Origin of the sequence: Brevibacterium sediminis, assembly GCF_013623905.1 — a bacterium.
Taxonomy (GTDB): domain Bacteria; phylum Actinomycetota; class Actinomycetes; order Actinomycetales; family Brevibacteriaceae; genus Brevibacterium; species Brevibacterium sediminis.
The window spans coordinates 107,104-131,066 of the sequence record NZ_JABKDD010000001.1 but is presented as its reverse complement, the minus strand read 5'-3'; the positions used below and the strand labels follow the sequence as shown (position 1 = coordinate 131,066).

General features: G+C 63.5%; 20 protein-coding genes. 15 read left to right on the top strand and 5 right to left on the bottom strand.

The window, feature by feature from the left end; translation table 11 throughout:
• Positions 1 to 74 precede the first annotated feature (74 nt).
• Positions 75 to 809 (top strand): phosphatase PAP2 family protein, encoded by a 735-nt coding sequence (locus HK108_RS00585; protein WP_229663878.1) that lies wholly within the window; start codon positions 75 to 77, stop codon positions 807 to 809.
• A 76-nt stretch (positions 810 to 885) separates the two neighbouring features.
• Here the strand turns inward: HK108_RS00585 and HK108_RS00580 are convergent, their stop codons facing one another.
• Positions 886 to 2,742 (bottom strand): acyl-CoA dehydrogenase, encoded by a 1,857-nt coding sequence (locus HK108_RS00580; RefSeq protein ID WP_229663877.1) that lies wholly within the window; start codon positions 2,740 to 2,742, stop codon positions 886 to 888.
• A gap of 174 nt (positions 2,743 to 2,916) precedes the next feature.
• On the opposite strand from HK108_RS00580, the gene HK108_RS00575 reads away from it, so the two are divergent.
• The 5 genes from HK108_RS00575 to rraA all read left to right on the top strand — a co-directional run bounded on the left by HK108_RS00575 (position 2,917) and on the right by rraA (position 6,887).
• Positions 2,917 to 3,144, top strand: coding sequence for a hypothetical protein (locus HK108_RS00575; RefSeq protein ID WP_172168744.1), 228 nt, complete (start codon positions 2,917 to 2,919; stop codon positions 3,142 to 3,144).
• Positions 3,145 to 3,312: 168 nt separating this feature from the next.
• The gene (locus HK108_RS00570; protein ID WP_181270344.1) at positions 3,313 to 4,632 is read left to right on the top strand and encodes a dicarboxylate/amino acid:cation symporter; all 1,320 of its coding nucleotides are present in this window, start codon (positions 3,313 to 3,315) and stop codon (positions 4,630 to 4,632) included.
• A gap of 202 nt (positions 4,633 to 4,834) precedes the next feature.
• A complete protein-coding gene (locus tag HK108_RS00565) occupies positions 4,835 to 5,275 on the top strand; it encodes a hypothetical protein (protein WP_181270343.1) in 441 nt (146 codons plus the stop codon).
• An 83-nt stretch (positions 5,276 to 5,358) separates the two neighbouring features.
• Positions 5,359 to 6,381 carry a D-cysteine desulfhydrase family protein gene (locus tag HK108_RS00560; protein ID WP_181270342.1) on the top strand — a complete coding sequence of 341 codons (1,023 nt, stop codon included), beginning with the start codon at positions 5,359 to 5,361 and terminating at the stop codon, positions 6,379 to 6,381.
• Positions 6,382 to 6,419: 38 nt separating this feature from the next.
• On the top strand, positions 6,420 to 6,887 hold the full coding sequence (gene rraA / locus HK108_RS00555) for a ribonuclease E activity regulator RraA (RefSeq protein WP_101545050.1): 468 nt from the start codon (positions 6,420 to 6,422) through the stop codon (positions 6,885 to 6,887).
• A gap of 12 nt (positions 6,888 to 6,899) precedes the next feature.
• Here rraA and HK108_RS00550 read toward each other — a convergent pair whose 3' ends face one another.
• Entirely contained in the window at positions 6,900 to 7,415 is a 516-nt protein-coding gene (locus tag HK108_RS00550; RefSeq protein ID WP_181270341.1) for a hypothetical protein, read from the bottom strand.
• A 181-nt stretch (positions 7,416 to 7,596) separates the two neighbouring features.
• Here HK108_RS00550 and HK108_RS00545 point away from each other — a divergent pair, with 181 nt between their 5' ends.
• Positions 7,597 to 8,556 (top strand): VOC family protein, encoded by a 960-nt coding sequence (locus HK108_RS00545; protein WP_139907418.1) that lies wholly within the window; start codon positions 7,597 to 7,599, stop codon positions 8,554 to 8,556.
• A gap of 92 nt (positions 8,557 to 8,648) precedes the next feature.
• Here the strand turns inward: HK108_RS00545 and HK108_RS00540 are convergent, their stop codons facing one another.
• Positions 8,649 to 10,739 carry a heavy metal translocating P-type ATPase gene (locus HK108_RS00540; protein ID WP_181270625.1) on the bottom strand — a complete coding sequence of 697 codons (2,091 nt, stop codon included), beginning with the start codon at positions 10,737 to 10,739 and terminating at the stop codon, positions 8,649 to 8,651.
• 172 nt (positions 10,740 to 10,911) lie between these two features.
• Between HK108_RS00540 and HK108_RS00535 the strand changes: the two genes are divergently transcribed.
• Positions 10,912 to 11,973 (top strand): 2,3-butanediol dehydrogenase, encoded by a 1,062-nt coding sequence (locus tag HK108_RS00535; RefSeq protein ID WP_181270340.1) that lies wholly within the window; start codon positions 10,912 to 10,914, stop codon positions 11,971 to 11,973.
• Positions 11,974 to 12,096: 123 nt separating this feature from the next.
• On the opposite strand, the gene HK108_RS00530 is transcribed toward HK108_RS00535, so the two are convergent.
• Both HK108_RS00530 and HK108_RS00525 read right to left on the bottom strand, forming a co-directional pair.
• A complete protein-coding gene (locus HK108_RS00530) occupies positions 12,097 to 12,810 on the bottom strand; it encodes a CPBP family intramembrane glutamic endopeptidase (protein WP_181270339.1) in 714 nt (237 codons plus the stop codon).
• A gap of 77 nt (positions 12,811 to 12,887) precedes the next feature.
• Positions 12,888 to 13,724 carry a MerR family transcriptional regulator gene (locus HK108_RS00525; RefSeq protein WP_181270338.1) on the bottom strand — a complete coding sequence of 279 codons (837 nt, stop codon included), beginning with the start codon at positions 13,722 to 13,724 and terminating at the stop codon, positions 12,888 to 12,890.
• 309 nt (positions 13,725 to 14,033) lie between these two features.
• On the opposite strand from HK108_RS00525, the gene HK108_RS00520 reads away from it, so the two are divergent.
• From HK108_RS00520 to HK108_RS00490, 7 genes are all read left to right on the top strand, one after another.
• The gene (locus HK108_RS00520) at positions 14,034 to 15,479 is read left to right on the top strand and encodes a GntP family permease (RefSeq protein ID WP_180345667.1); all 1,446 of its coding nucleotides are present in this window, start codon (positions 14,034 to 14,036) and stop codon (positions 15,477 to 15,479) included.
• The gene (locus tag HK108_RS00515) at positions 15,476 to 16,882 is read left to right on the top strand and encodes a four-carbon acid sugar kinase family protein (protein WP_229663876.1); all 1,407 of its coding nucleotides are present in this window, start codon (positions 15,476 to 15,478) and stop codon (positions 16,880 to 16,882) included. Before HK108_RS00520 ends, HK108_RS00515 begins: the two co-directional genes overlap by 4 nt.
• A gap of 65 nt (positions 16,883 to 16,947) precedes the next feature.
• On the top strand, positions 16,948 to 17,994 hold the full coding sequence (pdxA, locus tag HK108_RS00510; protein WP_181270337.1) for a 4-hydroxythreonine-4-phosphate dehydrogenase PdxA: 1,047 nt from the start codon (positions 16,948 to 16,950) through the stop codon (positions 17,992 to 17,994).
• 66 nt (positions 17,995 to 18,060) lie between these two features.
• Complete coding sequence (locus tag HK108_RS00505; RefSeq protein WP_181270336.1) at positions 18,061 to 18,786, top strand: DeoR/GlpR family DNA-binding transcription regulator; 726 nt, start codon at positions 18,061 to 18,063, stop codon at positions 18,784 to 18,786.
• 162 nt (positions 18,787 to 18,948) lie between these two features.
• Entirely contained in the window at positions 18,949 to 20,406 is a 1,458-nt protein-coding gene (locus HK108_RS00500; RefSeq protein WP_229663875.1) for an amino acid permease, read from the top strand.
• A gap of 423 nt (positions 20,407 to 20,829) precedes the next feature.
• The gene (locus tag HK108_RS00495; RefSeq protein WP_181270335.1) at positions 20,830 to 22,212 is read left to right on the top strand and encodes an MFS transporter; all 1,383 of its coding nucleotides are present in this window, start codon (positions 20,830 to 20,832) and stop codon (positions 22,210 to 22,212) included.
• 131 nt (positions 22,213 to 22,343) lie between these two features.
• The gene (locus tag HK108_RS00490) at positions 22,344 to 23,960 is read left to right on the top strand and encodes a nuclease-related domain-containing DEAD/DEAH box helicase (protein WP_181270334.1); all 1,617 of its coding nucleotides are present in this window, start codon (positions 22,344 to 22,346) and stop codon (positions 23,958 to 23,960) included.
• Positions 23,961 to 23,963 lie beyond the last annotated feature (3 nt).

Genomic DNA, 23,963 nt, shown 5'->3' with positions numbered 1-23,963 from the left:
TCCTCGCAAGAATTCACCGTTTCTTTATCCCCCACAGCAGAAGTGATTGTCGACTCCGTCTAAAATCGACTCTGATGGTTGCTGAACCCTATGTCGAATCCGAGAAGCTGATCAGCAACCCCTCAGATCGCAGTCAGTGGACAGAACGAGCACAGGGGTTGCTGTCCTGGGCAACCTCAATCTGGGTCTTGGCGATCGCTTTCATCGTCGTCACATTCGCCGCAGCCGGCCCGCTGCGAGTCTGGGACTACAAGCTCAATCGACGGTGGCTCTATCTCTTCGAACCCGATCTCGTCTGGTTCGTTCAGCACATCCTCGACCCCATCGCAGGCCAGGCAGTCTGTCTTCCCGTCTTGGCGATCACCGCGATCGTGCTGTCGCGCAAACGTCGGTCCTGGCGACCGATCGTCTTCGCGATCGCTGTCGAAGCGGCCTTCTACCTCGGCATCGGTTCACTCAAGGTCCTCCTCGCTCGACCGGCGACCACCCTGCACGATCCGCGGTTCTTCCAAGGCGGTCTCATCGAAATCGGCGGCCGCGGAATCAGCTATCCGTCCGGGCACGCGGCCGAAGCCGTGCTCATCTACGGCGCGGTCGCCTACCTCATTGCCACTTACGGCAAGGTCTCCACCAGAACCGTGCGCCTATTGTGCTGGGGCGTCGCAGCGGTCAGCGTGAATTCCGTGGTCGTGTCCTTCGCTCTCGGCTGGCATTGGGCCACTGACCTGATCGGCGGCCTGCTCATCGGCGGAGTGTTCCTCCGGCTGCTCATCATCGCCGACAGACGAAGACCCGACTGCAGCGTCTGAGCCTCAACAGACAGATACCCGCCATCCGCATGTGAAGACAGATGACGGGTATCCAACTGTCAGTTCTTGAACGAACTCACAGCCAGGAGTCGTCGAGGTCTGTGAATGTCGTCGCCCTGCTCTCCACAAGATCGAACCATGGTCCGGTCTGCGGCAGTTCGTGAGCAAAGAAATATCGCGCCGCGGCGATCTTTCCCCAGAGGAAAGCAGAGTCGCCACGTTCACCGACGGTCGCCTCGGCAGCCATTCCCTGCTGCAGCCACAGCCACGCCACCACCGTATGGCCCACTGCTTCCAAATAGGTCCACGCATTGTCGAGGGCCACCGCTGGATCCCCGCTCGACCACACTGCGGCGGTGACGGATTCGATGCGATCGACGGCTGACGTCAGCGCCGCGGTCTCAGCGGACCATTCGGAGCGGTCGGCCGCCTCGGCGAGGGTCTCCCGCATCTGCTCCAGCAACACCTGCAGACCGGCCCCACCCTTCATGACGACCTTACGGCCGAGCAGATCCTTGGCCTGGATGCCGTGCGTGCCCTCGTGGATCGGGTTGAGCCGATTGTCGCGGTAGAGCTGTTCGACACCGTGATCGCGAGTGTATCCCGCTCCGCCGAGCACCTGAATGGCGTGGTCGTTGGCTTTCAGGCACCACACACTCGGCCAGGTCTTGACGATCGGGGTGAGCACATCGAGCAGCAGTGCCGCACGATCCCGCTCGACTTCGGAATCAGCAGTTTCGGATTCGTCGAGCAGACGCGCGGCATAGAGGATGAGCCCGAGCCCGCCCTCGACGTAGCTCTTCGACGACAGCAGCATGCGCCGGACATCGGAGTGCTCCGCGATCGGGATCGGCTCACCACCGGATCCCTTCGCACCGTCGGGACGACCCTGACGGCGATCGCGGGCATAGCGGAGGGCATCGAGGTACCCGTGGTACCCCAGTCCGACCGCACCTGCTCCGACACCGATGCGAGCCTCGTTCATCATGTGGAACATACAGGCCAGACCCTTGCCCCGCTCCCCCACGAGGTAGCCCACAGCACCAGCCGAACCGGCCGGAGTGTGCGTGCCCTCACCGAAGTTGAGCAGAGTGTTCGTCGTTCCGCGCCACCCCATCTTGTGATTGAGCCCGGACAGAACGACATCATTGCGTTCGCCGAGGCTGCCATCGTCGTTGACGAGGTACTTCGGGACGAGGAAAAGGCTCAGACCCTTGACACCTGGCTGGTCACCCTCGGCACGGGCCAGGACGAGGTGGACGATGTTCTCCGAGAGTTCGTGGTCACCGCCGGAGATCCACATCTTCGTGCCGTGGACGCGGAACGCATCGTCGCCGCCTTGGGGATCCGGAACGGCTTTCGTCGAGACATCTCCCAGCGAGGAGCCGACCTCGGGTTCGGACAGGCACATTGTGCCGAAGAAGCGGCCGTCGAGCTCGGGCACAACGTACTTCTCGATCTGTTCTTCAGTACCGTACTCGAGCAGCAGATTGGCATTGGCCATAGTCAGCATCGGGTAGCTGGCGGTGCCGATATTAGCCGCCTGGAACCAGGCGAAGCAGGCCTTCGCGACCGTCTGCGGCAACTGAATTCCGCCGACGCTCTCATCCATCGTCGCAGACAGCAGGCCGATGCCGGCGAACTGGTCGAGCGCAGACTTGATCTCAGGAATCAGCGTCACCTCGGTGCCGTCGAACCTCGGTTCGTTGAGGTCGGACTTTCGTGCATGGGTCGCGAACCGCTCCTTGGCAAGCTCCTCGCTGGCTTCGAGCACGGAGTCGAAGACCTCACGCGAATGGTCGGAGAAGCGAGGTCGGTCGCAGAGTTGGTCGACCTTGAGCCAGTCGTAGAGTTGGAACTCGATGTCCTTGGCGGAGAGGATGGATTCTGTCGCAGTCGTCAAGACGCCATTGCCTTTGCTCTGTTCAGTCACGAGACCAAACTAGAGCTAAACGTTCGTTAAGTAAAGCGATTCGCCCTCTCACAGTGCAAAGGTTTGGCTATTGATCAGTTGTGAGGTCCGCCAAACGCTCCTCATCCCTGGGTTTAGGCTCCCGCGAGAGCTATAATTCTCTCTACAATCTGCGTGGGAATGGGGCGAAGGATCATGACCGCAGAAACGCATCGATCATCGAAGTTGGCAGAGACGATCGAAAAGTTCTCGAAGGCGTTCAAGAGCGCCAACATCGGCCAGGGGCAGAAGGTCGGCTACCTAGAGGACAGCTCCGAAGAACGGCTGCAAGCCACGGCCGAACACGAGGGAGTGAAGCTCTACCGCAATCCCGACGGCTCTCATCTCGCTGTCGACGAATCCCACTCGAGCTACGACGACTGATCATCGATCAGCCTGAGAGCTGATTCGTCGGCTCGAGCGAACATCAGCAGCCCGGTACACGGCCATCCGCGTGCCGGGTTCTGCTGTGCCCCAGGTAGGATCGCCAGGGCCCTGATGCCACGCCGACAAGTCGGCGGAACAACGATGCTGAAATGAAAGGCAGAGCCTATGCCCTCCCCCACTGCCTCGCCGGCGCAGACGTCTGATTCGAAGCCGCAACCATCGAGTTTCCTGCGGATCCTCCGCAACTACCGCTTCCCGCTCTTCATCCTGGCAGGAGTGGCCATTGGCGCGATCATCGGCCTCGTCTTCGGGGAACGTGCCACCGTCATCAAACCGTTCGGCACGCTGTTCATCAACATGATGTTCACTCTCGTCGTGCCGCTCGTGTTCTTCTCCATCGCCTCCGCGGTCGCGGGAATGCCCTCGGCCGCGCGACTGGGCAAGATCATGGGCAGCATGCTCGGAGTCTTCGCCGTCACCGGCATCATCGCCTCCATCGTCATGGTCGCCGCGCTGCGCATCTTCAACGCCACGGACGGCGTCCAGGTGGAGATGCAGGAGCCGGAGAACGTCGAGGACGTCGGGTCCATCGGAGACCAGCTCGTCCAGACCGTCGTCGTCGACGACTTCTCGAAGATCCTGTCCGCCGAGCACATGCTCGCCCTCATCGTCTTCGCCGTCATCGTCGGCTTCGCCACCAGCAGGATCGGCGACGCGGGCAAGCCGTTCGCCCAGTTCCTCAACTCCGGCACCGAGGTGTTCCTCAAGTTCACCTCGATCGTGATGTACTACGCCCCGATCGGCCTCGGTGCCTACTTCGCCGCTCTCATCGGTGACCTCGGCTCCCAGCTCGTCGGGGACTATGTTCGCGCTTTCCTCGTTTACTACCCGGTGGCGATCGCCTACTTCATCCTCGCGTTCACGTTCTACTCCTTCCTCGCCGGTGGCCGCCGAGGCGTGTCTCGGTTCTGGGGCAATATCCTCGAGCCCACGGCGATCTCCTTGGGCACATCCTCCTCGGTGGCGGCGATCCCGGCGAACCTGCGTGCCGGAGAGAAGATCGGAGTCCCCCGCGACATCCGGGAGACGATCGTGCCGATCGGTGCCACGATCCACATGGAAGGATCGAGCCTGTCCGCGATCCTCAAGATCGCCTTCCTCTTTGCCGTGTTCCAGCGCGACTTCTTCACCCTGGAGAACATCCTGATCGCCATAGCCGTGGCTCTTCTGGCCGGAATGGTCATGGCAGGCATCCCGTCAGGAGGCTTCATCGGCGAGCTGATGATCATCACCCTCTACGGCTTCCCGGCCGCAGCACTGCCGATCATCCAGATCATCGGAACCGTCATCGATCCCCCGGCCACCACCGTCAACTCCGTCGGCGATCAGGCGAGTTCGATGATGGTCGCCCGCATCCTCGACGGTAAGGACTGGATGGACAAGGCCGACGAGGATGATCACGATTCGGTTCCGTATGCTCAGTGAATCTGTCACACTCCCGAGCTCGCAGATTCGGTCAAGGCTCCTTCTGGCCGAATGTCTCGGAGATGTCATAGGAACGCAATAGAACTTCCGCATTTGCGACTCAGCGTCTCAGCTTCTGTTCAGATTCAGGCAAACGGCTCTCACCTGGGCTGACGATACTCAATTCCAGCAATGTTCCTGATCTGCAAGAGGAGATGTCACCATGCCCGCCTTCATCAGCACTCACGCCGCAAAGTGGGGCGTCGCCGCATTAGCCGGCCTCGCTTCCCTGGGTCTCGCAGTCGGTCCGGCAGCCGCCTCCGCCGATTCCGCGCCCGCATCCAGTGCCGCTCAGGCACCCCAGAGTTCGGGACACCCGAAGAGTGCTGTCAAGTACGCGGACAGATTGATCACCGCCTACGGCATCGGTGATGCCGTGGTCGTGGATCAGCTCGCCACGAAGAACGTCGTCGCTGCCCTCGCCGAGCACAACGACGGGCACGCCAAACGTTGGCATCGCACGTCAGCCGATTCCGGCAAGGGATACACCTGGGTGTCCTACACGAACCTGGACACACATGAGGTCATGAATCTGACAGTGAGAAACGCGATCGCCGCGGACAAGGGCGGCGACGCCGTCCGTGAGGTCGAGTTCGTCGGCTGAGGACGACCTGATGACATCCCGTTGACCAGATTCTGGTCGGCGTCTTGCCAGCAGGACTGAGCAGCTCGGTAGACTCGGGAACCATGGTCGCCCTGAATGAAGTCCCACGCCGCCGCTACACCGCGGGGCCGACGCCTCTCCAACATCTGCGGCGTCTGTCAGCCGAGCTCGGCGGACCGCGGATCTGGATCAAACGCGATGACCAACTGGGGCTGACTCAGGGCGGGAACAAGACGCGCAAGCTAGAGTTCCTCATCGCCGATGCCCTGGAACAGGGCGCGGACACGCTCATCACCGTCGGCGGGGTGCAGTCCAATCACTGTCGACTGACCTTGTCAGCTGCACGCGTCGAGGGTCTCGACTGTCATCTCATCGTCGAAGAGGACCTCGGACCTGACGACACCGCCCTCGGACCGGCAGGGTCGAACCCGCCGCAGTACACGGGCAATTTCCTGCTCTTCGACCTCCTCGGCGCCGATTCGGTCACGGTGCTCGGCCACGGGGCCGACCTCCTCGGCGAGGCTGAAGAACTGGCTGAGAAGCTGCGCGGCGAGGGCAGGAAGCCTTACGTCATCCCGGTGGGCGGGTCGAATCCGATCGGTGCGCTCGGGTACGTCGACTGTGCCGTTGAGATGCTCGACCAATTCGCCGAGGCGGGGCTGGATTCGCCCACGATCGTCACGCCCAGCGGTTCGGCCGGAATGCAGGCCGGACTCGTCGTCGGCCTCCACAGAGCAGGAAGCGATGCTCCGGTCATCGGCATCAACGTCAGCCGGACACAGGCGGAGCAGGAGCCGAAGATCGTCGACCTCGTCGATTCCACGGCGCACTTCCTCGATCTGCCCCCGGTCCCTCGCGACGCCACAGTGGGACTCGGCGACTATGTCGGGACGGGATACGCTCTGCCGACTCCCGAGATGGTCGAGGCCGTGCGTCTCTTCGCCCGCACCGAGGGCATCGTCCTCGACCCGGTCTACACCGGCAAGGCAGCGGCCGGCCTCATCGACCTCATCAGATCCGGCCGTTTCTCTTCCGAGGACGAGGTCACCTTCATCCACTCCGGCGGAGTCCCCGGACTCTACGCCCGTACCCAAGCGTTTGCCTGAGCACCACTCAGCTCCCACCACCGACGGAAGGCACCCAGATGACAGTTTCGACAGCAGACCTGTGGGACGAACGCGGCGACGAGCTCTATTCGATCGCTCTGAACTTCGGCGATTTCGGAGCCAAAACGTCATTCTCCGGACCGGCCCGCACCATCCGCTGCTACCAGGACAACGGACTGGTCAAGCAGACCCTCAACCAGCCCGGCGACGGCGCCGTGCTCGTCATCGACGGTGACGGATCGATCGCCACCGCCCTCATGGGTGACATGATCGCCGAGGCAGGAGTTCGAAACGGCTGGAACGGCGTCGTCATCAACGGTGCCGTCCGTGACCGTGAGGCGCTGGCCGAGATGGAGTTCGGCATCAAGGCTCTGGCCAGCAACCCGCGCAAGAGCGCGAAAGACGGTGCCGGTGAGATCGACGTGACCGTGGAGATCGGCGGCGCGACGATCCGCCCGGGAGCGATGGTCTTCGCCGACGCCGACGGCGTTGCAGTCGAGAAGTAGGGCGGCAGAGACTCAGCGGTGAATGGTGTCGAAGCTCTGTTCGGCTGAGTCCCAGATATCGGCAACAGCGATCTGACCATCAGCGGTGAGCTCTTCGACAGTCGACCGGTCGTAGAGGTACGCCCACTCCCCTGCCGACACGACTCCGGTGACCACGAGGATGTCATAGTCGAAACCTGCCCGTGACGTCGCCTGGACGATGAACGCCGTGGCTTCCAAGTCTTTGACTCTGTCCTCGGTCGAGGCGAAGTGGACATGAAGGCGTTCGGGTTCGGTCTCCTGGTTGAAGTCGGGGTTCGTCTCGGATTCGAGACTCACCTCGACGCCGTCCAAGGACTGCGCCACATAATCCGAGAGCTCGTCGAGGGAATCGAAGCCCTGCTCCACGACATCCAGAGTCGCCGTCGGCGTCGTTTCGGATTCCGACGATGAGCCGGAATCGGAGCCGCAGCCGCTGAGAGAGATGAGTGCGGCGGTCAGGAGCCCAGCGACGGCGAGAGCAGGGGCGGACCTCGATTCGAACCTCATGGCACCAGCCTATCGGCGGACACGCGTTGGTACCGCATCGCCTCGGTCGCACCGTGGGCGCTCCGGTGGGATCCGGGGCGCCTCGGTGCAGATCGGGAATAGATCCATCTCCCAGTTAGTTGAATCTTCAATCATATTGACCTACACTGGCAACAACAGCCGATCCGCTCAGGAGAACAGCATGCCCACCACTCCCATTCAGGCGCCAAAGCCCACCGATCTGCAGACGCCCGTCGTCGATGAGAAGCGACTCAGCGCTGCCACCGGAATGGACGCCGTGACGCTGCGCGTCGGCGATCTCGAGAAGATGTCGAACTACTACTCGAACGCCCTCGCCATGGAGCCCCTCGAGGAGACCTCCCGCGACGGTGAGGTCCACCGCGTGCTCGGCCGCGGCACCACTCCCCTGGTCAAGCTCGTCGCAACCCCGGGCCTGCCCGGCGTCGACCCCAAGCAGGCCGGCTTGTTCCACACCGCGTTCCTGTTCGACACCAAGGAAGCCCTGGCAGCCACGGTCGCCCACGCCGCGCAGAACACCAACAGCACCTTCGTCGGCTCCAGCGATCACCTGGTCAGTCAGGCCTTCTACTTCACCGACCCCGAAGGCAACGGCATCGAGCTCTACATCGACCGAGCCCGCTCGGAATGGACTCACTCACTCGACGGTGAGGTCCAGATGGATACGCTCTACCTCGATCCGAACCGCTTCCTCGAACGCCACCTCAACCAGGACGTCCTCGCGAACACTGCCGCCGAACCCGGCATCGTCGGCCACGTCCACCTGCAGGTCGGCAATATCCCGCAGGCCCGCGAGTTCTACGTCGACGCCCTCGGCTTCGAACCCTCACTGTCGTCGATGCCCGGAGTCCTCTTCGCAGCGGCCGGCGGCTACCACCACCACGTGGCCATGAACACCTGGAACAGCCGCGGTGCCGGCCCCCGGGCGGCCAGCCTCGGCCTCGGGGATGTGGCGATCACCGTTCCCGGGCGCGAGGATCTGGATGCACTGGTCGCGCGTCTGCGTGCGCACAGCCTCGATTTCGCCGATGACGGACGTTCGGTGCGAGTCGTCGACCCGTGGGGCACGCAGGTCACTCTGGCCACCGGAACCAGCTCCATCGACGAGACGCTGGCGCGCTGACACTCCGCCGGTGCGAAGAGCTCCGCCGGTCAGAACACGCTGAGGCGGGTGATGCTCAACGGCATCACCCGCCTCAGTCGTCTCCGCCGACATCAGCTCTTGAAATGCACTCGCTCGACAGCCGCCTGCGGATGAAGGTCGAGTCGACGCAGCAGCTGAGCGTTGAGGGCGACGACGATCGTCGAGATCGACATCAGGATCGCGCCCACGCTCATCGGCAGAACGAACCCGATGGGAGCGAGGATTCCTGCCGCCAACGGCACCGACAGCAGGTTGTATCCGGCCGCCCACCACAGGTTCTGCTTCATCTTCCGGTAAGCAGCGCGAGAGAGCTCGACGATCGAGAGCACTGAACGCGGATCGTCGGAGGCGAGGATGACTCCGGCAGAAGCGATGGCCACGTCGGTTCCCGCGCCGATGGCGATGCCGACATCGGCCTGCGCCAGAGCGGGCGCATCGTTGACCCCGTCACCGACCATCGCCACGCGACGCCCCTCCCCCTGCAGTTCGGAGACCTTCGCCGCCTTGTCAGCGGGATGGACACCGGCGTAGACACGGTCGATGCCGAGCTCGGAGGCAACGGACTGCGCGACCGCCTCGGCGTCTCCGGTGATCATCACGACCTGCGCACCGATGGCATGGAGCGCATCGACGGCATCGCGCGATTCCGGGCGGATCTCATCGGCCAACCGCAGGGCACCGACAACGGCACCGTCGACGAGCACATGGAGGATGATGGCGCCTTCGGCCCTCCACGCTTCCGCGACCTTCGCCTCGGGGGCGTCGTGCGCCTCGAGCAGCCTGGGTCCACCGACCTCGACCGTTTCGCCTGCGATGACGGCTCTGACACCGACCGCAGGTGACGAGGAGAAGTCGGATGCACTCGGCACGTCGATCCCTCGATCAGCGGCTGCCTTGACGATGGCGGTGGCCAACGGGTGTTCGCTGTCGGCTTCGGCCGCGGCGGCCAGACCGAGCAATTCATCCTCGGTCCGCGCGGCCCCGTCGCTCGGTACAGCCTCGATGCCGGTGACTGTCGGCTCACCTTTCGTCAGGGTGCCGGTCTTGTCGAAGAGCACGGAATCGACCGTGCGCATCGTCTCGAGTGCGAGCCGGTCCTTGACGAGGACACCGGCACGGGCCGCGCGCTCGGTGGCGATGGAGACGACCAGAGGAATGGCCAGGCCCAGGGCGTGAGGACAAGCGATGACGAGCACGGTGATCGTGCGCACGACCGCCGAGTCAGGCATACCGATGAGCGACCAGACGACCGCGGTGATCACGGCAGCGCCGAGAGCGAACCAGAACAGCCAAGCCGAGGCCTTGTCGGCGATGCGCTGCGCACGCGACGAAGAGTTCTGAGCATCGGAGACCAGCTTCTGGATTCCCGCCAGCGTTGTGTCGTCACCGATCGCGGTGATCTCGACCCGGAGCCCGGAATCCGTGGCGACGGTGCCAGCCACAACGCCAGCGCCTTCGCCCCGTCGGACCGTGGCGGACTCTCCGGTGACCATTGACTCGTCCATATGGGCCGAACCGTCGATGATCCGACCGTCGGCGGGAACCGAGGAGCCGGGACGAACGAGGACGATGTCACCGACGACAAGCTCGCCCGGAGCGATGGCCACCGTCTCCCCATCGACGATCTTCTCCGCCTCATCGGGCAGCAGTGCGGCGAGACTGTCCAGCGCCGAGGTGGTCTGCGCCAGTGAGCGCATCTCCATCCAGTGACCGGCGAGCATGATCACGACCAACAGGGCCAGCTCCCACCAGAAGTCGAGCTGCGGGTCGAGCAGGCCCAACGACGAGCCCCAGGAGGAGATGAAGGCGACCGTGATCGCCAAAGCGATGAGCAGCATCATGCCGGGGCTGCGCCCCTTGATCTCGTCGAGCCCGCCGGTCAGGAAGGGTTTGCCGCCCCAGACGTACATGACGGTGCCGAGGATCGGCGCGAGCCATCGGAGTGCACCGAGGATGCCGGTTTCGGGAACCTCATAACCGACGAGGTGGCCGAACATCGGGCTGAACGCGACGACAGGCAAGGCGATGACGAGCATAATCCATAACAGGCGACGGAACTGCGCGACGTGATCGCCGTGACCCGCATGCCCTGCGTGCCCGCCGTGGCCCGAATGTCCGGAATGTCCCTCGTGACCAGAATGTCCCGGTTCATCGGGCCGCATATGCCGATGATTCTGCTGGTTGTCCATACCCCGAAGATATACCCCCTAGGGGTATAAATCAACGGTGAGTCCCCTCACGTGCAATCCCATGCAACCCTGGCTCTCATGTCGCAGGCGCTCTAGCGTCGAAGAACGCCGAACGGCTCATACAGGCCTCACGAAAGGACTCAACATGAGAGCAGCACGGTTCCACGCACGCAAAGACATCCGGATCGACGATATTCCAGAGCCCGAACTGCTACCGGGCACAGTCACCATCGACGTGGCATGGTGCGGGATCTGCGGAACTGATCTCCACGAATACCTCGAGGGGCCGATCTTCGTCCCACCGGCGGGCCACCCCCACCCGATCTCTGGCGAATCCGCGCCGGTGACTATGGGACATGAGTTCTCCGGCACGATCACCGAACTCGGTGACGGAGTCAGCGATCTGGAGGTCGGCCAGAACGTCGTCGTCGAGCCCTACATCATCGCCGACGACGTCGACACCGGCCCCGGCCAGAGCTATCAACTGTCCGAGAACATGAACTTCATCGGTCTCGGCGGCCGCGGTGGCGGGCTATCGGAGAAGATCGTCGTCCAGCGTCGCTGGGTGCACCCCATCGGCGACATTCCACTCGATCAAGCTGCACTGATCGAACCGTTGTCAGTCGCACACCACGCAGTTGTGCGATCTGATGCTGGAGCTGGCCAGATCGCCGTCGTCGGCGGCGCGGGTCCGATCGGCCTCCTCACCGCCGCCGTCCTCAAAGCCAAGGGGCTGACCGTCTACGTTTCCGAACTCTCTGAGGCGCGGAAGGAGATGGCACTGTCGACTGGCGTTGCCGATGAAGTTCTCGATCCGCGAGAATCCGATGTCGCAGAAGCAGTTCGCGAGCGCACGGATGGACGAGGAGCCGACGTGGGATTCGAATGCTCGTCCGTTCCCGCGGTTCTGGACATGCTCATCGACGCCACTCGCCCCGGAGGCGTCATCGTCAACGTCTCCATTTGGGGACATAAGCCCGAAGTGGATATGCCGAAGCTGGTCCTCAAAGAGATCGATCTCAGAGGAACGATCGGCTACTCCGGTGACCACCCCGAGACGATCCGACTCGCAGCCGACGGAACCATCGATCTTTCGGCATTCATCACCGCACGCATCGGCCTTGATGAGCTCATCTCGGGCGGCTTCGACGAACTCATCAACAACAACGAGCAACACGTGAAGATCATCGTCGATCCGCGCGCCTGAACTCCCAGCCTAGAGAGCACCAGCCCGACATAAGAAGGAGGCCGGTAAGGATCCTCCGCCGACACCCGGCCCCTGCCGGACTCTCGAGTCCGGCAGGGGCACCGCCTTTGTAGCGACACTCTTTCAGCCCAGGAAAGCGGCAAGAACAACGGGAACGAACGCCGCGCAGGCATTGTTGAAGCCATGAGAGACGACTCCCGGCCAGACCGATCCGGTCCGGTGGAACAGAATCCCATTGATGATTCCGACGATGAACGCAACGGGAAGGACGGGGTTGATTCCGTGAGCGAGGGCGAAGATCGCCGCGCTGACGATGATTCCGACCCACGGCCCGAAACGCAGCAGCCCCGATGTGAGCACACCACGGAAGAAGAACTCCTCCCCGAGCGGCGTCAGTATCGAGCCCATGATCACGGTGCCGATGACCGCGAGCACTCCCCCGGCGGCAGCAGCTTGATAGTCGCCCTGCACGTTCTCAATTCCGCCGTTGACCGAATAGGCGATCAGCGAGACGATCGCGCCGAGGATCCAGCAGACCACGCCGAGTCCGGCGCCGAGGAGAAGCGACTTCCAGGATGCCTTGCGCAGCCCGAAGGCGGCGAGTCCGCGGCGCTTGATCACATAGGCGGCGGCGAATGCGGCCAGTCCCATGACCCCGGACAGCGCAAGCTGAATGACGCCGCCCAGCTCGGAGAGACCATCCGGAATCATCTTGAGGATGAGGAAGACCGCACCGAATCCGAGCACATAGGCGATGAGGCCGACGATCATCTCCGACCAGCCGGGGCGGTCGGCCCGGTTGGGCGATTGAACTGAAGTGTCGATCTGGAGTTGCATGACTCGGTCCTTCCGTAGAGCTCCGAACTGCTTGACACCCTCAGCAAAAACTGTGCCCTAAGGGCAGGGTCAAGGGTTCAGTCAGAAGTTTCTTCGGATTCGGCCGGTGCTCGATCCTCACCCGCCGTCCCATTGATCTCCTCGACCCGCACCAGCACGTCGATCTGGGCGCGATTGTAGAGCTGCACCATGGCCTCACCGATCGCCTGCTGCAACCGTCTGCGCCTCCTACGCGGAACGTCGTCGAGGAGATCCGCCCAACCGTACTTCTCGCCGATGGCCTTGACCTGCGGAGCATATCGTCGAGCCAGGTTGTCTCTCACTTCTGCAGAGGCATTCGGGGAGATCGATTGAAACTCCCGCGATGCCTCGGTCGATTTCACTTCGGCGAGCATCGCGCGCAGTGACGCCACCGACTTCGCGTCAAGGACCTGGGAATAGACGAGGAGCAGTCCTCGATCCGCTTCTGTGAGGGTGCCGCGCACCTCTCCGAACCCGCTCGGCAGATCCATGGCAGTGCCGTGATCGAGAATGGCCGCGATGCCCTCGCGCATCTGCTGCCGACGAGAGATGTCAGCTGCCAGCTCCGCATCCAGCGCCCTCAACGCCGAGTGCATCTCTCCCACCTCTTCGGCCCGCCCGCCGTCGCGAACGACCGCACCGTCGCCCTGACCACTTCGACCCCGAGCGTCGACCATGAGACCGGGCTCGAAGTCGCGGATCTGGCTGAGCGAGAAGCCGAGTTCGCTCAGCCGCCTGATCTGCAGCAGCCGCACAAGGTGCTCGGCACGGTACTGCTTGTAGCCGTTCGCGGCGCGTTCCGGCTCGGCCAGCAGCCCGCGATCGTGATAGTGCCTCACCGTCTTGACCGTCGTACCGGCCAGATCCGCCAAATCACGAGTACTCCATGCCATCGGCGACGGTCTCCTCCCGACTACCCGACTGCGCGGAGCCCGAACGGTTCGATGCCAGAGCGCCGCGACGCAGTCCCGCGCCCTCGTGACGAAGCCTATCCGGACCGTACCCCTCAGCGCATTCACCGAGCCGAGACGAACGCACCGAGATTCAACATTGCATAAATGCGCAGTTATGACACATACTTGCTCATACTGTTCAACTTCGATGCTGATCGTCGACTGCCCAACGGGCATCGCACATCAGGTCGAAGCCAATGAGAACCACACGCCCTGGCTCCCTGAGCCGGCCTCACTGCGGAGGACCATATGGACCTGCAACTCATCCTGGCGCTGGTCGCCGGAATCGCGACGATCGTCGTCATCGTGCTCGCGACCCGGCTCGACGCCTTCATCGCCCTGCTCCTGGCAGCGATCGTCACCGGCATCGTCGCCGGCCAGGACCTGCTCTCGATCGTCGACTCCATCACCACGGGCTTCGGCGACACCCTGGCCAGCATCGGCATCGTCATCGGACTCGGTGTCGGCATCGGCAAGATCCTCGAAGTCTCCGGTGCCGCCGACTCCCTTGCCCGCGCCTTCCTGCGCGCCTTCGGCAAAGGCCGTGAGCCCTGGGCAATGGGCACCGTCGGCTCCCTCGTCTCCATCCCCGTCTTCTGCGACTCCGGATACGTCATCATGAACCCGCTGGCCCGCTCGATCGCCCGCGTGAAGAAGGGCGGCTATGTCACCCTCGCCCTGGCTCTCGGCTGCGGAATGACGCTGACCCACCATATGGTGCCGCCGACGCCCGGTCCGCTGGCAGCCACCGGCATCCTCGGCGCCGATATCGGTGCAGTCATCCTCGCCGGTCTCGTGTTCACCGTCGTCCTTCTGCCCGTAGTCGTCGTCTACGCTCGCTGGATCGGACCGAAGCTCGAACCCGTCCTCAACGCCCAGGTCAAGCATGATGTCTACGCCGAGGCGGTCGCCGAAACCGCATCAGGTTCCGCCGGAGGCACCGTCCTCACCGCCGAAGGCGGAGACGCGACGGGACCCGATTCCGCTCCCGATTCGTCGAAAAAGCCGGGCGCCTTCCTCGGTTTCCTTCCGCTCATCGTCCCGCTCCTGCTCATCGTCGCCAACACCGTGAGCACCGCGATCGACAAGAACGCTCAGGGCGAACTTGCCGGAGACGCCTACGAGCCCTCCGCCTGGGTCGCACCTCTGGCCTTCCTCGGTAACCCCGTCGTCGCTCTGATCATCGGCCTCGTCCTCGCCGTCTACACGTTGCTGCCCCGCGTCACCCCACGCAACCAGGTGCAGAGTTGGCTGGCCGACGGCGCCGCCTCAGCCGGACTCATCCTGCTCATCACCGGCGCCGGGGGAAGCTTCGGACTGGTGCTGCGCGAGTCGGGCGTCGGTGATGCCCTCGCCGAGGCGATCGCCTCGATCAGCCTGCCGGCCCTCCTCGTCCCGTTCCTCATCGCCTCGCTCGTGCGTCTGGCTCAGGGATCGGGCACGGTCGCGATGATCACCGCCGCCTCGGTGACGGCTCCGCTCATCGCCCCGCTGGGACTCGACCCGCTGGTGGCCGTGATGGCCTGCACCGCCGGTTCGATGGTCTTCTCCTACTTCAACGACTCCTACTTCTGGGTCGTCACCCGGTTCACCGGCCTCGACGGAATCAATGCCATCAAGGGCTGGTCGGGAATCACCACCGCCGTGTGGATCTGTTCCCTTCCGCTGCTGTTCGTGCTCGACTTGGTCGTATGAGCGCCTCCCGAATGTCCGACTCCGAAACGACCGCAGCCGCCTCGGCCCAGGCGAGTCCGCGCATCCTCATCGTCGCCGACGACCTCACCGGCGGAAATGCGTGCGGAGCCCTGTTCGCCGAGGCGGGGCTGCGGACGATCACCGTCACCGATACCAGGCCGGCCGGCAACCTCGACATCAGCGGACTGCTCGATGACTTCGACGCGGTGGTCGTCAACACCGACTCCCGGCACCTGCCCGCACGGCAGGCAAGTGAGCTCTACACCGAGCTCATCGAAACCGCCGGGGCTGTCGACCTCGTAGCATGCCGAATCGACACCACCCTGCGCGGCAACGTCGGACCCGCCGCGGCCGCCGCCATCTCGGCCCGCAGACGATCTCTCGCCGCGACCGACGGGCCACGCCACCGCGTACTGGGCCTGTGCGTGCCGGCGTTCCCTGCCGCAGGCAGAACCACCGTGCAGGGGCGACAGCTGCTGGGCGGCCGACTGCTCGAACACACCGAGCTCGCCCATGACGTCCGCTCCCCCATGCGCACCTCCGTCATCGAGGACATCCTTGCCGCCGGCACGGATCTCAACAGCCGCCTCATCGATATCGCCACGGTGCTGGCCGGTCGGGATGCCGTACGCACCGCCGTACTCGACGCCATCGGCGAAGGAACGGACGTGCTCATCGCCGATGCCCTGACCACCGACCACATCGACCTCGTCGGGTCCGTCATGGCTGAGATCAGCCACGAGCTCGCCGAGGCGGCTTCCCCCGACATCCGCGACCGGGCAGGTCTGGCCGACGGTGAGCGGTTGGACTGGGTGACCATCGACCCCGGGCCCGGCAGCCTCGCCCTGGCTCAGTCTCGGCTGCCGACTCGCGCCGACGGCATTCTGCTCGGCATTTCGGGATCGGCCACTGAGGTCACCCGTGCACAGCTTGCAGCAGTGGCCGAGGACCCCACGATCACGGTCCTGCGCGCGCCTTTGGACGACGCGGGACTGCCCGATGTGGAGGCCGCACTCGCCCTCATCGATCGGACCGCCTCGGCGCGGGCGATCATCATCGCCACCGTCCTCGAGACCAGCGACCTGCGCGAACTCACCGACGCTGAATCCGAAGAGACGACACGGCGCCTGGCACTGATCGCCTCGGCGGTCATGTCCGCCATCCCGGTCTCCGGCCTCTACACCACCGGCGGGGACGTCACTGCCACGGTGATGCGCGAGCTCGGTGCGATGGGGATGGAGATCGACAAGGAGATCGTGCCTCTGGCCGTGGGCGGTCGCCTCGTCGGCGGAAGCGCTGACGGACTGCCGATCGTCACGAAAGGCGGGCTCATCGGTGAAACCGGCACCGCCGTCGACTGCCTCGAATTCCTGTCGACGACTGCTCGCGTCAGGCGAGACTGAATCGTGCACGACGACCCCAGCACCCCACCCACCGACATCCATCCGAACCATCTGAGGAGACAGAAATGACAGCACCAGCACTCGCCGTGACCGTGGGTGACCCGGTCGGAATCGGACCGGAGATCACCGCCACGGTGCTTGCGGAGTTCGCCGGCAGAGACGATCAGCATGGAATCGCTGTGGCGGATCTGGCCGTGATGAAACGGGCCGTCGACGTCCTCGGACTCGACGTCGAACTGCGCTCCATCTCCGACTGGTCGACCCCGTCAGCCGGTGAAGGCGTCATCGACGTCTTCGATACCGGCGTTCTCGGGGATGACCTTCCTGACTGGGGAGTCGTCGATGCCCGCGCCGGCAGGGCTTCGGTGGCCGCGATCGAGCTCGCCACCAAGGCGGCCATGGATCAGCAGGTCGCCGGCATCGTCACCGGCCCCATCAACAAGGAAGCCGTATGGAAGTCCGGTTCGCAGCACCTCGGGCACACCGAGATGCTCGGTGAGCTGACCGGAGTGACGAAGCAGGACACGATGTTCGTCGTGGAGAACACGAAGGTTCCCGACCACAAACTCCAGATCTTCTTCGCCACCCGCCACATGTCCCTGCGCAAGGCTCTCGACGCCCTGACCGTGGACACTCAGGTCGACTCCATCGAACGCGCCCACCGGGCCCTCCAGCTCTACGGCGTCGCCTCGCCGAGACTGGCCGTCGCTGCTCTCAACCCCCACGGTGGCGAGAACGGCGCCTTCGGCGACGAGGAGATCGAGATCCTCCGCCCGGCCGTGGAGAAGGTCAATGCGGGTGGCGCCTTCGAAGTCGCCGGACCGATCCCGGCGGATTCCGTCTTCCACCAGGGGCTGACCGGCCGCTATGACGGAATCCTCTCTCAGTACCACGATCAGGGGCACATCGCATCGAAGACCTTCGACTTCGACGGCACCATCTCGGTCACCGTCGGATTGCCGATCCTGCGCACGTCCGTCGATCACGGAACCGCCTTCGATATCGCCGGTCAGGGTATCGCCGATGCTGGCACCATGCGCTCGGCCTACCGCGCGGCCATCAGCTACGCTCCGTTCGTCGACGGCATCCGCGCGGAATACCTGCCGCAGTAGGCTGAGTCGTATCTCCGGCCGCGGCGTCGCTGCGGCCGGATCACTGCCGAAGGAGAGGGAGAACAGATGGCGATCCGATCGGGCACTCAGCGCCGCCGCGAAGCCATTCTCGGCCTGCTCAAGACCGGTTCGTGGAGCATCCCTCGCCTGGCCGATGCACTCGAGACCTCGGAATCGACGATCCGCCGCGACCTGCGTGAGTTGGCCGCCGACGGTGAGATCATCCGCACCATCGGCGGAGCAGCAGCCGCGGGCTATGTCGAACCGCCATTGGGCGAGCGGATGGAGCAGCAGGCGGAGGCGAAGGACGCGATCGCCGCACGAGCGCTCGAACGACTCGACGACGCCCGAGTGCGCACCGTCTTCCTCGACGCCGGTTCGACGACCGTGCGTTTGGCCGAGCGGATCAGGGACCGTAAAGAGCTCACCGTGTTCACTCGCGGTCTCGAGATCGCGCTGGCCCTGGCTCATCCCTCCGGCCCTGCAGTGATCATGGTCGGCGGTGAGGTCTCGACACTTTCGCACGGCACCACCGGCGCGCTGTCCGATCATGCGCTGTCGCGCATCCATGTCGACATCGCTTTCCTCGGTGCCGATGCCGTCGATCCGGCACAGGGCCTCGGCGAACCGAGTCTCGACGAAGCACGCACGAAAGAGCTCATCGCCGAGCGGGCCGGAACAGTCGTCGTCCTCGCCGACAGTTCGAAAGCCGGCCGCGACGTCGCCGCATGGGCACCGATGCCGTCCGGCTGGACGTGGATCGACGAGCACGCGTCCCACCGGCACGATTGACAACTCTGGGCTGACGACTCCATTCGCCGACCACCGTGTGATCGACGACATCTGATTCTCGCGACTTCTGTGTAGAATCCCGGAGGCAGTTTCAACAGTGACTGCCTGGAGGCTCGGCATTCGTGCGAAATCCGAGCCCTGGTCTCACAAGGAGAAAGCTCTATGAGCGAACCCCACAACTCGGGTGCTGACACTGACAACGCCGCTGGGGGCGGCAAACTGCGCAACCGGCACATCACCATGATCACGCTCGGCGGCATCATCGGTGCAAGCCTCTTCGTCGGATCCGGAAACGTCATCCGCTCGACTGGACCGGCTGCCATCCTCTCCTATCTCATCGGCGGACTTCTCGTCTTCCTCGCCATGCGGATGCTCGGTGAGATGTCGGCGCGACGACCTGCCGTCGGCTCCTTCATGGAGTACGCGAACGAGTCCTTGGGCGGGTGGGCCGCCTACCTCGTCGGCTGGCTGTATTGGTACTTCTGGGTCGGCGTCATCGCCTATGAAGCGGTCGTCGGCGGCGGAATCATGTCAGGCTGGTTCCCCGCGATTCCCACCTGGCTCTGGTCCCTCCTCCTCGTCATCGTCTTCATCGGCACGAACGTCCTCTCGGTCCGCGTCTTCGGTGAGGTCGAGTTCTGGCTCGCGAGCATCAAGGTCATCACGATCGTCGTCTTCCTCATCGTCGGTGCACTCTTCGTGTTCGGCGCCTGGCCCAACGCGACGAATTCCGTATCCAATCTGTGGGACCACGGCGGTTTCATGCCCATGGGCTTCAGTGCCGTGATGATCGGCGTGGCCACCGTCATCTTCAGCTACTTCGGCACCGAGATCGCTGTCATGGCATCGGCCGAGTCGGTCGATCCGGCTCGCGGCATCAACCAGGCCACTCGGACTGTCATCTGGCGGATCATGCTGTTCTTCGTCGGCGGCGTGCTCATCATCGTCACCGCGGTTCCCTGGGATGAGCTGCCCGATCCCGATACGATCGCTCCGTTCGCTCATGTCTACGGTCTCTTCGGTCTGCCGGGCGCCTCGGCGATCATGACGATCGTCCTCTTCACCGCCGTCATCTCGGTGCTCAACTCCGGCCTCTATTCGGCCTCCCGCATGTTCGCTTCCCTGGCCGACAAAGGGTATGCGCCCGCGCTCATCCGCAAGCGCTCGAAGACGAACGTCCCAGTGGCCGCTCTCATCGCTTCGAGCCTCGGTGCACTGGCGGCAGTTGTCGCCAACTTCACCGTCCCGGCATCAGGGATCTTCGACTTCATCATGAACTCCGGCGGTCTCGTAGCCCTCTTCGTCTATGTCTTCATCGCCCTCGCCCAGTGGCGCATGCGTCTCAAACTCAGCCCAGCCGAGCGAGAAGCTCTGACCTTGAAGTCGTGGCTGACGCCGATCCTCAACATCTTCCTCATCATCGTCGTCATCGGCGTCGTCGTCATCATGCTCCTCAGCGAAGACGGCCGCGCGCAGGTGTGGACGAGTCTCGTCGCCACTGCGGTGCTCTTCGCCGTGTGGCCGTTGGTCAAGCGTCGTCTCAACGCTCGCGGGATCGATACGTCTCCGGCGATGGATCAGCGCGCAGCAGCCGCGGCGAAGGAATCTGCGGCATCCTGATCCAGCACCGCAGTTCGGACATCTGAGTCGCTCGGCCAGAGCCGATTGAGCGGAGGGACCGTGCTTATGCGCGGTCCCTCCGCTCTTTCCGCGAACAGGGGTGCGCGCTGCGGTCGATTGAGGCGAAAGAGAAGACTACTCTTTTCGTCTGCGCAGTTAAATTCGGTCATTGATTGAGTTTTCTGTCAACCCGATTGCCATAACGATAACTTCACTGTTCCCTGTGAAGACGACTTGCCGCTCCGATATTGACGACGCAGAGCGTTCTTCCAGGTCATATACGCCAAAACCGAATGTTCTCCTAATGACACGCCGATGATTTGACAGGATTCTTCGATTGAGAAGCTGAGCACAGGCTCGTAACGTGGCTTCGGTTCGAATGAAGGATCACTTCGACTGTGGTCCACATGACTGGAGGAATTCATGAGTATCCCCTATACCTCAGGATCCGCATCACCTGCTTCCCCGCCCGAACCTGATCTCAAGACGGTCCGCAAGGCCGTCGCCGCCTCCGCCCTGGGCAATGCGACGGAGTGGTTCGACTACGGTCTCTACGCCGTTTCAGTGACCTATCTCGCTCAGCACTTCTTCCCCGGCGAGCATGCTCAGCTGATGGCGCTGCTGACGTTCGCCGTGTCCTTCATCTTCCGCCCACTCGGCGGGATCATCTGGGGCCCGATGGGCGATCGCCTCGGCCGCAAACGCGTATTGGCGCTGACGATTCTGCTCATGGCCGGTTCCACATTCTGCATCGCGCTGCTGCCGTCCTACGCCACGATCGGCGTCGCCGCACCCATCATCCTCGTTCTGCTCCGCGTCATCCAGGGCTTCTCCTCAGGCGGTGAGTATGGTGGTGCCGCCACCTTCATGGCCGAATATGCCCCGGACAATCGGCGCGGATTCTTCGGCAGCTTCCTCGAATTCGGCACTCTGGCCGGAATGGCCGCCGGTTCGCTCTTCGTCCTCCTTCTGCAGCTCGGCCTCGGCGAACAGACAATGACGGACTGGGCATGGCGGATTCCGTTCGTCTTCGCCGGTGTGCTCGGCGTCGTCGGCCTGTACCTGCGCTCACAGCTCGACGAATCCCCTGTCTATGAAGAGCTGGACAACAGCGATCAAGGCAAGTCCGTCAAGGAGGTCTTCGCTACCCTGTTCGCGAACTACAAGAAGCAGCTCCTCGTCCTCGGCGGCATGGTCGTCGCGGTCAACGTGGTCAACTACACGCTGCTGTCCTACATGCCCACCTACCTGCAGAACCCGGTCGGCATGAGCGCGAACGCCTCACTGACCGTGATGTTCCTCGCCCAGGCATTCATGATGATCCTCATCCCGTTCGGCGGAATGCTTTCGGACAAGGTAGGACGCAAGCCCGTCTGGTACTTCTCGCTCATCAGCCTCTTCGTCGCGGCGATTCCGATGTTCATGCTCATGGCCAATGGCTTCGTGTGGGCACTCATCGGACTGGCCGTCCTCGGTGTCCTCTACATCCCGCAGATCTCGACCATCTCGGCGACGTTCCCGGCGATGTTCCCCGGACCTGTGCGCTTCGCAGGCTTCGCTATCTCTTACAACGTCTCCACTGCACTGTTCGGTGGCACCGCCCCCTCGATCAGCGATGGACTCATCGGCGCGACGGGAAACACCATCATTCCCGCCTACCTCGTCATGGCTGCATGCGCGATCGGTTTGATTGCCACGATCTTCATGAAGGAGACGAACGGTGCCTCGCTGCGCGGCTGCGGCCTCCCCGAGACCGGCGCGGACGTCATCCTCGACGAATCGGAGCTCGTCGACGACGCGAAATGACCGTCCGGACCCCTCGTGACCGCATCTGAGTGACGCGTCACCTCCGGCAGAGCAGACCGGCGGCACTACAGCGGAACTTCCGTTGCAGTTTCGCCGGTCTTCTGCGACTGAGTCTGGGTTAATCTCGTGTCATGGTCACGTTGCTTCCCGAACAGCCAGATTTCAATGGATCTACGACCGAGGAGCTCGTGTGGAATGCTCTGTGCCGGCAGCTGCCCGATGCAGCGGCGATCATCCATGGTCAACGACTGACCGGCGATGACAAGGATGTCGAGATCGATTTCCTCATCGTGTGGCCGGGCGCCGGCATCGCCGTCGTCGAGGTCAAAGGCGGACGCGTCGAGGTCGTCGACGGCGCTTGGTTCACCTCCGGCGCCCAGGGAAAGCGAAACCGACTGCCCACCTCTCCCCTCGAGCAGGCGATGATCGCCAAGCACACCCTCGTGGACTATCTGCGCCCGCGGCTCTCCCGCCTCCCCGGACCGATCAGCCACCTTGCGGTCCTCCCCTACACGGAACTGCCGGGCGACTGGGACCAGCCGGACGCGCCGAGGCGTCAGCTCGTCGACAGCACCGAGATCGGTTCCCTGGCATCGAAGATCGCCACTCAGCTGCGCTTCGACTTCGACCCCGAACGCCACGACCTCACGGCCGGCCACGAGTTCGTGCTGAAGAACCTCCGCAGGACCAACCAGGCGGTGGAGAATCTCAAGCTCAGAGCCTCCGAAATCTCTGACCGAGCCGATGCCCTCAGCCGTGAGCAGGCGAAGCTCATCCGCATCCTCCGCCACCAGAATCGTGCCGAGATCAGCGGCGGTGCAGGATCGGGCAAGACCTATCTGGCCCTGCTCAAGGCCAGAGCGCTGACGCAGGAGGGGAAGAAGGTCGCCCTCATGTGCTATTCCCGCGGGCTCGGCCGCTTCCTCCAGCTCTTCACCGCACAATGGCCCGAAGTCGACCGGCCCGCGTTCGCTGGGCTCTTCCACGACCTGCCCATCAGCTGGGGTGCGCCCACCGGCAGCGACGACGACTCGGAGTACTGGGAACAGCGACTGCCCACGATGCTCAAGGAACTCGCCGACGAGCGTCCGCGCAAGAGCCTCTTCGACGCCATCGTCATCGACGAAGGCCAGGACTTCAGCCTGCTGTGGTGGGAAGCCGTCCAATCCTGCCTGCGCAATCAGCTTGCCGACACCCTCTACGTCTTCACCGATGAGCGCCAACGGATCTTCGACCGTCACGGCGCATCACCGATCACGATGAACCCCATCCAGCTCGACGAGAATCTGCGCAACTCATCCCAGATCGTCGCCGGAATCGCCGACCTCGCGTTGGAACCGCCGATCGCACGCAACGGACCCGGCGACGAAATCGAGTGGATCGACGTCGGCCTCGAGGACGCCGTAGCCGAAGCGGATGGGCAGGTCGAAGCACTCATGGATGCCGGGTGGAACGCCGGCCAGGTCGCGCTGCTGACCACCGGATCCAGGCATCCGGAGCAGAAGAACATCGTGGAGAGCGAAGAGATCGCAGCCTACTGGGATCAGTTCTTCGCTGAAGAGGACGTCTTCTACGGGCATGTGCTCGGTTTCAAAGGACTTGAAAGGCCCGCCGTGGTGCTCAGCCTCAACGGGTTCAGAGACCCCCAGCGAGCCGTCGACATGCTCTACGTCGGTATGTCGAGAGCGACGACGAAGCTCATCGTCGTCGGCGACCTGACCATCTTCGACGTGATCTACGACAACTGATCG